The following is a 12,570-nucleotide window of genomic DNA, read 5'->3' as shown; positions in this document are numbered from 1 at the left end:
CCGGGTCGGGGACGTCGACATCGTCATCGTGCGACCTGATGGACGGCGGCAGCGAACAGGCGTGGTGACCGCGCAGCCAGCGGCACGATGACAGGGCCGAGGCGGGGTTGCCGACGCGCCCACAGCAGGGAGGAGGTCAGCAGGCGTGAGCGCCGCGACGCCCGTGACCATGCCCGTTCGTAGCGTGCCGGTTGCCCGCATTCGAGGCACTGCACAAGGGCGCGTGCGCATTTCAGAGCGACGTCGATGCCTTCGCCGGTGATCGCGTCCACGTATCCGGCCGCGTCGCCGACGAGCAGCACACGGCCCGCGACGCGGGCCCTGGCGTCCTGACGCATCGGTCCCGCCCCCCGGACGGCGGTCGCCGCGGTGTCGGGGAGCCGCTGGGCAAGGGCGGGGAATTCGGCCAGCTGCCGGGCGAACGACCCGCGGGTAGCGGAGAGCAGCGCCACGCCGACGAGGCGGGGACCGACCGGGGTGACGTAGGCCTCGCGGTCGCGGGCCCAATGCACTTCCACGAAGTCGGTCCATGGGGCCACCTCGAAGTGCCGGCGTAGCCCCCACCTGTGGTGACCGGACGGTGGGCGGTCCAGGCCCAGCTGCCGTCGGATGGCGGAGTGCAGCCCGTCGGCCGCGACGAGGTACCGCGCCGTGGCGCCTGCGGCCGTCACGCACCGGGCATCCTGCGTGATCTCGGAGACCCGGCGCTGCAGCACCGGAACACCTCGTGTCACGACCTCGGACTGCAATGCTGCCTGCAGATCGGTGCGGCGCACCCCCAAGCCGTGGCCGTCGCGGAAGACGGCCTCGGCCCGGCAGTGCCCGTCCGTGTACCGGATCCCCCGGAGGGGATGTCCGTCGACCGGCACACCGAGTTCGCGCAGGCAGGCGACCGCGCCCGGCATCAGACCCTCGCCGCAGGCCTTGTCGATCGGCGACGGCCTCGACTCGATCACGACCGTATCGAGGCCGGCCCGGGCGGAATACAGGGCCGTGGCCAGCCCGGCGGGGCCGGCGCCGACGACGATCAGGTCATGCATCGCGCACCAGTTCGCGCAGGGCGGCATTCTCGGCGCGGATCCGCACCCGAAGTACCACGGCATCGAGCGCAGTGAAGGTCACCGCGGTCACCCACGCGGAGTGGACGAGCGGCAGTGCCGCACCCTCGACGACGACGGCCACGTAGTTGGGGTGCCGGAGCCGGCGGTACGGCCCACGGCGGATCAGGGGCAATCCGGGCACGATCACGATGCGGGTGTTCCAGCGGTGTCCGAGGGTGAGGATGCACCACCATCTCAGGCACTGCGACGCCAGGACGAGTGCCAGCATCGGCCGGCCGAGGGCCGGCACGTACCGGCGGCCGACGCCGAACGTCTCGATCAGGCATCCGGCCAGCAGCCCCGCGTGCAGTGACGCCATCACCGGATAGTGTCCGCGGCCGCTCTCCCGGCCCCCGCGCTCCATGCTCCACGCCAGGTTCCGCCGGGACACCACCAGCTCGGCGAGCCGCTCCGTGGCGACCGCGGCGACGAGCAGGAGATAGAACATGGCGTCCGCGCTACCACTCGAGGAGGACGAGTTCGGAGCAGAACCCCGGCCCCATGGCCATCATGAGCCCCGGAGTGCCCGGTTCCGGGGGGCGCTGTTCGAGCGTGTCCCGCAGCACGTGCAGGACCGACGACGAGGACAGGTTCCCCACCGCGGCCAGCGACCGGCGGGTCATCTCCAACGCCTGCGACGACAGACCGAGCTCGGACTCGACCGCGCGGATCACCCTCGGCCCTCCCGGATGGCAGACCCAGGCGGTGATGTCGTCCGTCCGCAGTCCGTGTTCGGCCAGGAACGAGCGGACGTCCGCACCGAGGTACTTTTCGATCACGACGGGCACCTGGGCATCGAGGACGATCTTCAGGCCGCTCGACCCCACATCCCACCCCATGGTCCGCTCGGTGTCCGGGTACAGGTGGCTGCGCGACGCGATCACCCGGGGCCCGCGCGCCCGGGTCCGTTCGGCGCGCCGGGCGCCGACGGCGGCCACCGCTGCCGCACCGTCGCCGAACAGCCCGGTCGCCACGAGATTGGCGATGGAGTGATCGTTGCGCTGCACCGTCAGCGAACACAGTTCCACGGACAGCAGGACGGCCACGTCGTCGGGGTGCCCGAGCAGATAGTCGTACAGACGCGCTGTTCCCGCCGCACCGGCAACGCACCCGAGCCCGAAGATCGGCACCCGTTTGACGTCGGGTCGCAGCCCGACCCGATACGCGATCCGGGCCTCCATCGACGGGGCGGCGACACCGGTGACCGTGGTGGACATGATCAAGTCCACCTCGTCGGGTCGAATCCCGGACTGGGCGAGCGCGCCGGTCACGGCGGCCGCACCCAACTCGATCGCACCTTCGATGAACGTGTTGTTGCAATCGTCGAAGTCGTGCAGCTCCGGATAGCGCTCGAGCGGGCGCACCAGGTGCCGCGTCCGGACCTCGGCATTGGCGTGCAGCCGCTGCAGCAACCTGATGTCGCCGTCCTCCCCGAGGCAGTAGTCGGCGAACATCTTGGTGAGCTCGGCCTGAGCGTAACGGTGCGGTGGTACGACGCCGCACACCCCCGCCAGCGTCGTCCCCTCGACGAGGGGTTTCGGTGTGGAGCGCTGACCCGGACCGGCCCGGGGGTCTGCCTGCAGGTTGACGATGCTCATGAGTGACTCCTCGCATCGCGCGGCTTGTGGCGCCGCGCCACTTACCCAGCTCGACACTTGTCCGGGATCGGGAGCCTCGATAGCCACCCTAGGGGTGAGAAGTGTGACCCTGGGGGTGAGAGCCGGGGGCGCGGGGACGTCCGGTTCGGAACCCGGAACGGCGTCCCGCCGCCGGGGCCACGTCTTCGGAGCGTGCGGCCGCTATGGGACGTGGGCGCCGGACCGAACGATCATCCCTCGGTTGGGGATGCCGGTGCAACTGCTCGGATGTGCAGTCCCGTGTCGGCGAGCGGAGGTGGGCCGGTGGCGGTGCGGGCGAAGCGGCGTGACCTGTCTGCGCTGCGGCCTCATGCGACGTCTGCCGGTCAATTGCCTTCCATCGTGCGAATGGGACTGCGCGGCGCCGAAATATCCGGCAACCCGGGCGGGGTGAGATTCACGATGACTCCCTCGAACCAGCGCCCGTTGCCGATGATGTTCGTGTACATGCGGATGAAGGGGTAGTACAGCTCCAGCGCCCGGTTCAGGTCGTCGTTGCGGGCGTCGAGGATCTGCACGACGCCGCGGAGTTGTTCGAGTGCCGGTCCGATGGTGGCTTCGTTGTCGCGCACGAGTCCGGTCAGTTGCCGGGACAGGCGCTGGGTTCCGGTGAGCAGCTGGGAGATCGCCTGCTGCCGGCTGTTCAGTTCCCCGATGAGCAGTCCGGCGTCGGTGATCAGTTGAGTGAATTCGGCATTGCGGTCGGCCAGCACCCCTGTGGTGTGCTCGGTCGCGTCGAGCAGTCTGCGCAATTCTCGGTCGCGGCTCGCGATGGTCTGTGAGAGTCGGGTGACGCCGTCGAGGGAGGCGCGGATGTCGTCGGAGGTGTTGTCGAATGCCTGGGACAACACCGTCAGGCTCTGGGCGAGTTGGGTGGAGTCGATCTCCCCGATGGTCTGTGCCGCCGCCGAGAAGGCCTCGAGCACGTCGTAGGGAGATGTGGTGCGGTCGCGTGGGATCACCTCCCGCGGATTCAGGACCTCGGAGCCACGGGGGTCGAGGGCCAGGTATTTCTGCCCCAGGATCGTCTTGATCTGTATGGAGGCGGAGGTGTTGTCACCGATCCACGCGTCCTTGGCTCCGAACGTCACCTCGACGTGGTCGCCTTCGAGTTCGACCGACATGACCTTGCCGACCTTGACACCGGCGATCCGGACTTCGTTGCCGGGTCTCAGGCCCGCTGCTTCGGTGAACTCGGCACGGTAGAGGGCGCCGGCTCCCAGGAGCGGTAGCGAATCGAAGGAGAAGACCGCCAGCGTCGCCAGCAGCATCACGAGGATGGCGAGGGCTCCCACCGCGGCCGGGCTGCGAGGTTCGGCCATGGCGTCTGCAACTCCTCCTCGTCGACCGCGATCCGCGTCTCCCCCTGCTGCACATCCGCCTGGGCGGCTCCTTCGTTGCGACCCCGGGCCCGCACGGGATCGCAGACCGCTGCCCAGTCAGTGTGATCACTGTCACTGCGGGTGACAAGTTGCGCACCCGGACAACGGACAAATGCCGCAGGGGCCGGTGGAACAGGGCCGCGTCGCCGACGCCCGCTCGGAGCCGGGCTCGACGACGACCGCGGACCGTGGACCCGTTGCGCAGCACGCGGGACGGTGACCGGTTCCGGTCACCGCCCCGCGTCCCTGCGCGTCGGTGGCAGCGTCAGCGCACCATCAGGTCCAGTTCGTCGTCGGCGACGTCGACTCGGACCTGCCCACCCTCGACGAGCACGTCGTCGAGCAGCAGGTCGGCGATGCGGTCGTCCACGGCGCGCTGGATGGACCGGCGCAACGGCCGCGCCCCGAACTCCGGCTGGTGGCCGTGCTCGGCAATCCAGTCGACGGCGGCCTCGGTGAACTCGATCTCGATTCCCTTGGCGTGCAGTCGCTTGCGGCTGTCGTCCAACAGCAGGTCGGTGATCCGGTGCAGCTGCTCGGTGTCGAGCTTGCGGAAGATCACGATCTCGTCGATGCGATTGAGGAACTCCGGCCGCATCGACTCGCGCAGACGGCCCATCACCCGGTCCCGCAGCGGCTTCTCGGCCGCCTCGGCGTCCCCGGTGCTGAAGCCCAGCGCCCCGCCGCGGCTCGAGATGATGTCCGAGCCGAGGTTGCTGGTCATGATCACCACGGTGTTGGTGAAGTCGACCGTGCGGCCCTGGCCGTCGGTGAGCCGGCCGTCGTCGAGCACCTGCAGCAGGGTGTTGAACACGTCCGGGTGCGCCTTCTCGATCTCGTCGAGCAGCACGACCGAGTACGGGTTGCGCCGCACCTGCTCGGTGAGCTGACCCGCCTCGCCGTAGCCGACGTAGCCCGGGGGCGCCCCCACGAGGCGGCTGACGGTGTGCCGCTCGCCGAACTCGCTCATGTCCACCCGCAGCATCTTGCGCTCGTCGCCGAACAGCACCTCCGCCAGCGCCTTCGCCAGTTCGGTCTTGCCGACGCCGGTGGGACCCAGGAACAGGAAGCTGCCGACCGGCCGATGCGGATCGCTCATGCCGGCGCGGCTGCGCCGCACGGCCCGGGCCACGGCCCGGACGGCCTCGTCCTGCCCGACGACGCGCCGGTGCAGTTCGTCCTCGAGGCCGCGCAGCCGCTCCTTCTCCGCCTGGGTCATCCGCGTCGCCGGGATACCGGTGGCGCGGGAGACGACCTCGGCGATCAGTTCCGCGGTCACCTCGGGCACCTCGGCACCGGCGGGGGCGCCGGTATCGAGACGGGCCTGCACCTCGGTGATCTGGTCGCGCAGTCGCGAGGCCTGCTCGTAGCGTTCCGCCGCGACGGCCCGGTCCTTGTCGGCCTCGAGCCGGGCCAGCTGCTCGCGCAACGCCTTCTCGTCGACGCGCGGTGAGCGCAGCCGCAGCCGGGCACCGGCCTGGTCGATCAGGTCGATCGCCTTGTCGGGCAGGTGCCGGTCCGGCAGGTACCGCACCGACAGGTCCACGGCGGCGTCGAGCGCGTCGTCGGTGTACCGCACACCGTGGTGTTCGGCGTAGCGGTCCCGCAGGCCGCGCAGGATCGCGACCGCGTCGTCGTGGCCGGGTTCGCCGACGGTGACCGGCTGGAAGCGGCGCTCGAGCGCCGGATCCTTCTCGATGTGCTTGCGGTACTCGTCGAGCGTGGTGGCGCCGACGATGTGCAGTTCCCCGCGGGCGAGCTTGGGCTTGAGAATGTTGCCGGCATCCATCGCGCCTTCGTTGCCGCCGCCCGCGCCGACGACGGTGTGGATCTCGTCGACGAAGACGATCAGCTCGTCCGAGTGCGCGGCGATCTCGTCGAGCACCTTGGTCAGCCGCTCCTCGAAGTCGCCGCGGTACCGGGTGCCGGCGACCATACCGGTCAGGTCGAGCTGCACGATCCGCTTGCCGCGCAGGCTGTCCGGGACGTCGCCGTCGACGACGCGCTGGGCCAGGCCCTCGACGATCGCGGTCTTGCCGACACCGGCCTCACCGACCAGAACCGGGTTGTTCTTGGTGCGGCGGGAGAGGATCTCGACGGTCTGCTCGATCTCGTCGGCACGGCCGATGACGGGGTCGATGCCGCCGCCGCGGGCACGCTCGGTCAGGTCTACGCCGTACTTGTCCAGGGTGGGGGTGGCGGACTGCTCCTGCGCCGCCTCGGCGGGCGCGGCGGGCTGCAGGGCGGCCTGGAGCGACTGAGCGGTGATCCCGGCCGAGACGAGCAGCCCTCCGACCCCGTGTTCCTGGTCGGCGGCGAGGGCCACGAACAGGTGCTGGGGTTCGATGTAGGTCGCGCCGAGGGCGCGCGTGAGCTGGTGCGCCTCGAGCAGCACCGTCTTGATCGCGCCGGTGAGGGCGGGAGCGGTGACCGCGGTGCGGGTCTGTTCCTGCGGGAGCCGTTGCTCCACCGCGGCCAGGACCTCGGCGGGATCGGCCCCGGCGCGGGTCATGACCGACCGGACCGGGTCCTGTTCCGCCATCACGTGCAGGACGTGGAGCGCGTCGAGGTCCGTGTCGCCGCGTTCGGCGGCGAATCGGGCCGCAGCGGCCATGAGTTCCTGGGTGCCACGGCTCAGGTAGCGGGTGATGTCGATACGCCCAGGGCCACCAGGCCCGAAGAATGCCGGCATTCCGAAGCCTCTCTCTCGGACTTGAGTCTTTCTCACTCAACTAACGTGTCGGGTCCCCTGTCAATTCCACAGATGGTGTGATGTGCGCCATATCCCCGAGGCCCGAATTTCAGTTGTGCACAACATAGCGGTGCGCTACTTTATTTCTCGTGTCCGACGATCTCGCGCTCGACCGGCAGGTCTGCTTCGCGCTCTACTCCGCCTCCCGGGCCACCACCGCCGCTTACCGCGGCATGCTCGACCGGCTCGGCGTCACCTACCCGCAGTACCTCGTACTCCTGGCCCTGTGGGAACAGGAAAGCCGCGGGGACCACGGCGGCCGCGGCGTCCGCGACCTGTGCGACGCCCTCGACCTCGACACCGGCACCCTCTCCCCGCTCCTCAAGCGGCTCGAGAGCGCCGGACTGCTCGAACGCCGGCGGCAGAGCAGCGACGAGCGCCGCGTGCAGATCCACCTCACCGAGGCCGGGCGCGAGCTGCGCGCCCGCGCCGAGGACATCCCCGCGCGCATGGCCCGCGCGAGCGGCCTCGCGGCCGACGAGCTGGCCGCCCTTCGCGACACGCTCCACCGCATGACCGAGGCGCTGCACCGCCCCGAAACACCAGATCCCCATCCCGCCACCCCACAGGAGAAGCCATGAACGTGCTCTACACCGCCGAAGCACTCGCCACCGGAGAGGGTCGCAACGGCCGCGCCCGGACCTCCGACGGCAAGCTCGACCTGGGCCTCGCCATCCCCACCGAAATGGGCGGCACCGGCGAGGGCACCAATCCCGAGCAGCTCTTCGCCGCGGGATACGCCGCCTGCTTCCACTCGGCGCTGCAGCTCGTCGCCCGGCAGGACAAGGCCGACGTCGCCGACTCGGCGGTCGGAGCACGCGTCGGCATCGGCCGCACCGACGGCGGCGGCTTCGGCCTGAAGGTCACGCTCGAGGTGTCGCTGCCCCACGTGCCGCGCGCCCAGGCCCTCGAACTGACCGAGAAGGCCCACCAGGTGTGCCCGTACTCGAACGCCACCCGCGGCAACATCGAGGTCGAGCTCGAGGTCACCGAGGACTGACCCGCGCGGCTCGCCGCGGTCACACCTGCGCGGCTCGCCGCGGTCACACCTGCGCGGCTCGCCGCGGTCACACCTGCGCGGCTCGCCGCGGTCACTCTCGCGCGGCTCGCCGCGGTCACTCTCGCGCGGCTCGCCGCGGTCCGTCCCCAGGCACGCGTAGCGTGGATTGCGTGTGCAGGCAGGACGGGCCGCGGCTCGCGCAGTTCACCGCGGGACTCGGCTTCACGCTCGACGACTTCCAGGTCCGCGCCTGTCGCGCTCTCGACGAGGGCCGGGACGTGCTCGTCTGTGCCCCCACCGGCGCCGGCAAGACGATCGTCGGCGAGTTCGCGGTGCACCTGGCGCTCGCCGCCGGCGGCAAGTGCTTCTACACGACGCCCATCAAGGCCCTGAGCAACCAGAAGCACGCCGACCTCGCCGCGCAACTCGGGGACGAGCGGGTCGGCCTGCTCACCGGAGACGTCTCGGTCGACCCGCACGCACCCGTGGTCGTCATGACGACCGAGGTGCTGCGCAGCATGCTGCACGGCCGCTCGCCCCTCCTCGACGGGCTCACCCACGTCGTGATGGACGAGGTCCACTACCTCGCCGACCGCGAGCGCGGCGCGGTGTGGGAGGAGGCCATCCTCTATCTACCTGGCACCGTGCGCCTGGTGAGCCTGTCCGCGACGGTCAGCAACGCCGAGGAGTTCGGTGCCTGGCTGGGCCGGGTCCGCGGCGCGACCACCGTCGTCGTCGAAGAGACGCGGCCGGTTCCGCTGCACCAGCACGTGCTCGCCGGGGGCCGGCTGTTCGACCTGTTCTCCCCCACCACCGGTGCGATCGACGAGAACCTCGTGCGGTACGTCGCGCATCGCCAGCTCGTCGACGCCGCCCCCGCCGTCCCGTCGCGTCGCCGGCGCCGCCGCACGGCCACGCCCGGCCCGGCCGGCGTCGACCGGCCCGAGCTCGTCGCGCGGCTCGAGGCCGAGTCGCTGCTGCCGGCGATCTGGTTCCGCTTCAGCCGCAGCGGCTGCGACGAGGCCGTCGCCGAATGCCTGCGCTCGTCGCTGCGGCTCACCGAGGCCGCCGACGTCACCCGCATCCGCCGCATCGTCGACCGGCACACCGCCGGCCTCTCCCCCGCCGACCTCGACGCGCTCGGATTCGCCGACTGGCTCGACGGACTCGAACGCGGCTTCGCCGCCCATCACGCGGGCATGGTGCCGGTATTCCGGCACGCCGTGGAGGAGCTGTTCGGCCTCGGCCTCGTCCGGATCGTCTTCGCCACGGAGACCCTCGCCGTGGGCGTCAACATGCCCGCACGGACCGTCGTGCTCGAACGCCTCGTCAAGCACACCACCGCCGGGCCGGTCCGCCTCACCGCCGGCGAGTACACCCAGTTGACGGGACGGGCCGGCCGTCGCGGCATCGATCGGGAGGGCCACGCGGTCGTGCTGTGGAGCCCGGAGGTGCAGCCGGCCACCGTCGCGGGGCTCGCCTCCACCCGCACCTACCCGCTGAACAGCTCCCTGCGGGTGGGCTACAACACCGCCGTCAACCTCGTCGACCGGCTCGGCGTCGCCGGAGCCCGGGACCTGCTCGGCCGGTCCTTCGCCCAGTTCCAGGCGGAGCATTCGGTGGCCGCGCTGGCCACCGCGGCGACGACGAACGCGGCGACGCTCCACCGGCTCGACGACGAACTCGGGGACGCCGAGGGTTTCGCCGAGTACCAGCAGTTGCGCGAGCGGCTGGCCGCGGCACGCACCAGCGGCACCGCCGACGCGGTGACCGCTCTCGCGCGGGCCGTGCGTTCGCACCCCGGGCACCGGCACGCCGATCGGGAACGCCTGATCACCGTCGCCGAGCGCCGTCGCGCGCTGGCCGCCGACACCGAGGTGCTGCGCGGGCAGGTCGCCGCCGCCACCGGCCGGCTCGTGGAGACGTTCGACCGTGTCCTCGGGCTGCTCGACGAACGCGGGTACATCCTGTCCGACCCGTACACCGGCGAGGCGGTGGCCACCGACCACGGCCGGATGCTGGGCCGGATTTATTGCGGCAGCGACCTTCTCGTTGCCGAGTGCCTGAGAACCGGCGTGTGGGCGGGCCTCGATCCGGCCGAGCTGGCCGCCGTCGTGTCGAGTGTGCTCGGCGAATCGCGACGGCCGGCGCCCGGCGGCGGAGCCCCCACGGCCGGTGTCGACGCCGCGTACCGCGCGACGGTCCGGCTGTGGCGGGAACTGTCCGACGCGGAGCGCCGGCACGGCCTGCCCGCGGGCCCCGAACCGGATCCGGTGGCGATGCGCGCGATCCACCGGTGGGCCCGTGGCGACGGCGTGTCCGCGGCCCTGCGCGAGGCGGCGGAGTCGGATCTGTCGGCGGGCGATCTCGTCCGGCGCTACCTGCGTACCCTCGACCTGCTCGGGCAGATCGGCAGGGGCGAGTGCCCGGTGGAGCCGGCCGGCTTCACCGCGGCCGGGTACCCACAGCGCTCTCCAGTTCGGTGAGCGCGCCCTCGAGGAGCTCGACCAGCCGGTCGAGGGCGGGCACCGCGTGGCGGTCGCCGACCACCCCGAGATCGAGCCGGCCGTCGTTCCCGGTGAGGGTGATGCTCAGCGCCTGCCCGTTCAGCACGGCCGGCACGGGGTAGATGCCGGTCAGCCGCGCACCGTTCCAGTACCGGGTGCGGGAAGGTCCCGGCAGGTAGGAGATCAGCACGTTGAACGGCGGCGGGATCTCGTCGACGAACCGCCGCACCGGCTCGAGCGCGAGCGGGCTCAGCGACAACGCGCTGAGCATCAGGAACTGGGTTCCGCTCAGCGCGGTGACCACCCGGTCGGTGTGGACGAGCGAGTCGGCGATCCGGGCGAGCCGCACCGCGGGATCGGGTTCGTCGGTGGCCAGGCTGATCACCATCGCTCCGACGCCGGGTTCGCGGCCGCCGGGACCGACCGCGGCGCCACCGAGGTTCATCGGCACCGGGAGCATCGCGGTCAGCGGTGCCTCCGGGAGCGCGTACCGCTCGGACAGATACGCGCGCAGGCCGCCGGCGCACATCGTCAGTACGACCGCGTCGATCGTGGTGTCCGCCGACGTCGCAACCGAGTGGAGCCGCTCGATCGGCCAGGAGCGCGCCGCGAGGGTCCGGCCCCGCCCCACCGCGACGTTGAACATCGTGGGCGGCGTCTGCCACGGCAGCGCCACCTGGTGCCGGCGCACGCCCTCCGTGACCAGCCTGCCGATCTCCGGGGTCATCGCGAACACCTCCGCGCCGACCCGGAGCCCGGCGCGCAGCCACGAGGTGGGAAGGGGCGACAGCCGAGCCCGGGGGGCCACCACCTCCGGGCTCCACGGCGCGGGGCAGTCGCGGGCGCCGGGGTCGGTGGACATGCTCCGGTGCAGCAGGCGCAGGCCGGCCGGGCCGTCGGCGAGGGACAGGTGGATCTTCGCGTACATCGCGGTGCGCCCGTCCTCGAGTCCCTCGATGACGTACACCTCCCACATCGGGTGGAGCGGGTCGAGCGGGGAGCCGTGGATCCGGGAGACGAGGGCCAGCAGGTCTGCCAACGAACCGGATCCGGGCACGGCGGTGTGACGTACGTGAAACCGCAGGTCGACGTCCTCGGGACGCGACCACCACGGGTAGCCGGCCCCGCGCAGCGTCCGCACCGGGCGCCGGCGCAGCGGATCCGCCACCTCGCCGTGGGTGAGCAGCGTCTCGTACATGCGACGGGCGTGGTCGTCCCCGGCATCCGGCGGGGGCTCGAACAACGCGAGAGCCCCGAGGTGCAGTGGACGCGACGAGGTTTCGAGCAGCACGAACAGCGCCTCGGGAAGGCTCATCACCTGCATTCCCCCATCGTGGCGCCGAAACAGCCCGCGCGTGCGGTAACCCGGCCATCTCCGCAGGGACGTGCCCGCGACGCGCGGAAATGGTGTGACGTCTCCGCGCCGCGGGGACTACCCCTCGTCCAGTCCCGGACGACGCGGAGACGTAGGGGCCGGCACTCCCCGCTCGTACGTCCGCGCGGACGCCTGGCGGAGTGACCTCCCTGCCGGGATCGCGGCCCGAAGTGACGATAGCAACAAACCGGTCGCACGGTATGTCTTTGGAGCTGGTCCCCCCGTATTTCTTCGCGCGGGCGTGTTTCGACTCGGGAGCGCGTGGCTATAGCCCTTACACGGGCACCGCCCCACGAGAGGTCTCCCGCGCGGCGCGGCGGCTCGCGGACCGTTGGAGCGACAGGAGCGCGGACCATGACCATCCAATCCGCAGGCGGAGGTGGGGGCGGTGGCACGATGGCACGGCCGAACTCGTCCGGCCTCGCCGACGTCATCGACACCATCCTCGACAAGGGACTCGTCATCGACGCATTCGTCCGCGTCTCGCTCGTGGGCATCGAGATCATCACGATCGACGCACGGGTCGTGGTGGCGAGCGTCGACACCTACCTGCGTTTCGCCGAGGCAGTCAACAGGCTCGAGATCTCCACGACCGAGCCGAAGGGCCTGACGGACGTCGTCGGCGGCGTGGCCGGGACACTCACCGAGAAGGCCGCCGAGCACAAGACGAAGGGCGCACTGGACTCCGCCGGCGAACGGGTCCGTGGCCTGCTCGCCGGCAACGAGGACGAACGGGAGCCGGCGCCACGCCGATCCCGCAGCAGAGACCGGTGACGTTCACCTCCGCCGATCGGCGGCCCGCACCCGCCGCCGTCAC

General features: G+C 71.3%; 10 protein-coding genes. 4 read left to right on the top strand and 6 right to left on the bottom strand.

What is annotated here, in order from left to right; genetic code table 11:
* Positions 1 to 23: 23 nt before the first annotated feature.
* From ISO16_RS23360 to ISO16_RS23340, 5 genes are all read right to left on the bottom strand, one after another.
* Positions 24 to 1,040, bottom strand: a complete 1,017-nt coding sequence (locus tag ISO16_RS23360) for an NAD(P)/FAD-dependent oxidoreductase (RefSeq protein WP_029541754.1) — start codon at positions 1,038 to 1,040, stop codon at positions 24 to 26.
* Positions 1,033 to 1,548, bottom strand: a complete 516-nt coding sequence (locus ISO16_RS23355) for an isoprenylcysteine carboxyl methyltransferase family protein (RefSeq protein WP_006946895.1) — start codon at positions 1,546 to 1,548, stop codon at positions 1,033 to 1,035. Before ISO16_RS23355 ends, ISO16_RS23360 begins: the two co-directional genes overlap by 8 nt.
* A 10-nt stretch (positions 1,549 to 1,558) precedes the next feature.
* Positions 1,559 to 2,698, bottom strand: coding sequence for a type III polyketide synthase (locus tag ISO16_RS23350; protein ID WP_230304421.1), 1,140 nt, complete (start codon positions 2,696 to 2,698; stop codon positions 1,559 to 1,561).
* 365 nt (positions 2,699 to 3,063) lie between these two features.
* A complete protein-coding gene (locus ISO16_RS23345) occupies positions 3,064 to 4,059 on the bottom strand; it encodes an MCE family protein (RefSeq protein ID WP_006946898.1) in 996 nt (331 codons plus the stop codon).
* A gap of 325 nt (positions 4,060 to 4,384) precedes the next feature.
* On the bottom strand, positions 4,385 to 6,811 hold the full coding sequence (locus ISO16_RS23340) for an ATP-dependent Clp protease ATP-binding subunit (protein WP_072634487.1): 2,427 nt from the start codon (positions 6,809 to 6,811) through the stop codon (positions 4,385 to 4,387).
* 149 nt (positions 6,812 to 6,960) lie between these two features.
* Here ISO16_RS23340 and ISO16_RS23335 point away from each other — a divergent pair, with 149 nt between their 5' ends.
* The 3 genes from ISO16_RS23335 to ISO16_RS23325 all read left to right on the top strand — a co-directional run bounded on the left by ISO16_RS23335 (position 6,961) and on the right by ISO16_RS23325 (position 10,357).
* Positions 6,961 to 7,452: a MarR family winged helix-turn-helix transcriptional regulator gene (locus ISO16_RS23335; protein ID WP_029541744.1), complete on the top strand. Its 492-nt coding sequence runs from the start codon at positions 6,961 to 6,963 to the stop codon at positions 7,450 to 7,452.
* The gene (locus tag ISO16_RS23330) at positions 7,449 to 7,871 is read left to right on the top strand and encodes an organic hydroperoxide resistance protein (protein WP_072634486.1); all 423 of its coding nucleotides are present in this window, start codon (positions 7,449 to 7,451) and stop codon (positions 7,869 to 7,871) included. The genes ISO16_RS23335 and ISO16_RS23330 overlap by 4 nt, the downstream gene beginning before the upstream one ends.
* A gap of 170 nt (positions 7,872 to 8,041) precedes the next feature.
* Positions 8,042 to 10,357, top strand: a complete 2,316-nt coding sequence (locus ISO16_RS23325; protein WP_006946907.1) for a DEAD/DEAH box helicase — start codon at positions 8,042 to 8,044, stop codon at positions 10,355 to 10,357.
* On the opposite strand, the gene ISO16_RS23320 is transcribed toward ISO16_RS23325, so the two are convergent.
* Positions 10,317 to 11,702, bottom strand: a complete 1,386-nt coding sequence (locus ISO16_RS23320) for a wax ester/triacylglycerol synthase family O-acyltransferase (RefSeq protein ID WP_072634485.1) — start codon at positions 11,700 to 11,702, stop codon at positions 10,317 to 10,319. The two genes, ISO16_RS23325 and ISO16_RS23320, sit on opposite strands and share 41 nt — an antisense overlap.
* Before the next feature lie 405 nt (positions 11,703 to 12,107).
* Here ISO16_RS23320 and gvpJ point away from each other — a divergent pair, with 405 nt between their 5' ends.
* Positions 12,108 to 12,527 carry a gas vesicle protein GvpJ gene (gene gvpJ, locus ISO16_RS23315; RefSeq protein ID WP_072634484.1) on the top strand — a complete coding sequence of 140 codons (420 nt, stop codon included), beginning with the start codon at positions 12,108 to 12,110 and terminating at the stop codon, positions 12,525 to 12,527.
* The last annotated feature ends 43 nt before the right edge of the window (positions 12,528 to 12,570 follow it).

This window comes from Rhodococcus sp. M8, assembly GCF_015654185.1.
GTDB lineage: Bacteria > Actinomycetota > Actinomycetes > Mycobacteriales > Mycobacteriaceae > Rhodococcus > Rhodococcus aetherivorans.
The sequence above is the reverse complement of the archived record's forward strand: the minus strand, read 5'-3'. Positions and strand labels throughout refer to the sequence as shown.

Bases quoted from the DNA above. Each gene is read 5' to 3' on its own strand.
- ISO16_RS23360 (WP_029541754.1), bottom strand. From the start codon at position 1,040: ATGCATGACCTGATCGTCGTCGGCGCCGGCCCCGCCGGGCTGGCCACG.
- ISO16_RS23355 (WP_006946895.1), bottom strand. From the start codon at position 1,548: ATGTTCTATCTCCTGCTCGTCGCCGCGGTCGCCACGGAGCGGCTCGCC.
- ISO16_RS23350 (WP_230304421.1), bottom strand. From the start codon at position 2,698: ATGAGCATCGTCAACCTGCAGGCAGACCCCCGGGCCGGTCCGGGTCAG.
- ISO16_RS23345 (WP_006946898.1), bottom strand. From the start codon at position 4,059: ATGGCCGAACCTCGCAGCCCGGCCGCGGTGGGAGCCCTCGCCATCCTC.
- ISO16_RS23340 (WP_072634487.1), bottom strand. From the start codon at position 6,811: ATGCCGGCATTCTTCGGGCCTGGTGGCCCTGGGCGTATCGACATCACC.
- ISO16_RS23330 (WP_072634486.1), top strand. From the start codon at position 7,449: ATGAACGTGCTCTACACCGCCGAAGCACTCGCCACCGGAGAGGGTCGC.
- ISO16_RS23320 (WP_072634485.1), bottom strand. From the start codon at position 11,702: ATGCAGGTGATGAGCCTTCCCGAGGCGCTGTTCGTGCTGCTCGAAACC.
- gvpJ (WP_072634484.1), top strand. From the start codon at position 12,108: ATGACCATCCAATCCGCAGGCGGAGGTGGGGGCGGTGGCACGATGGCA.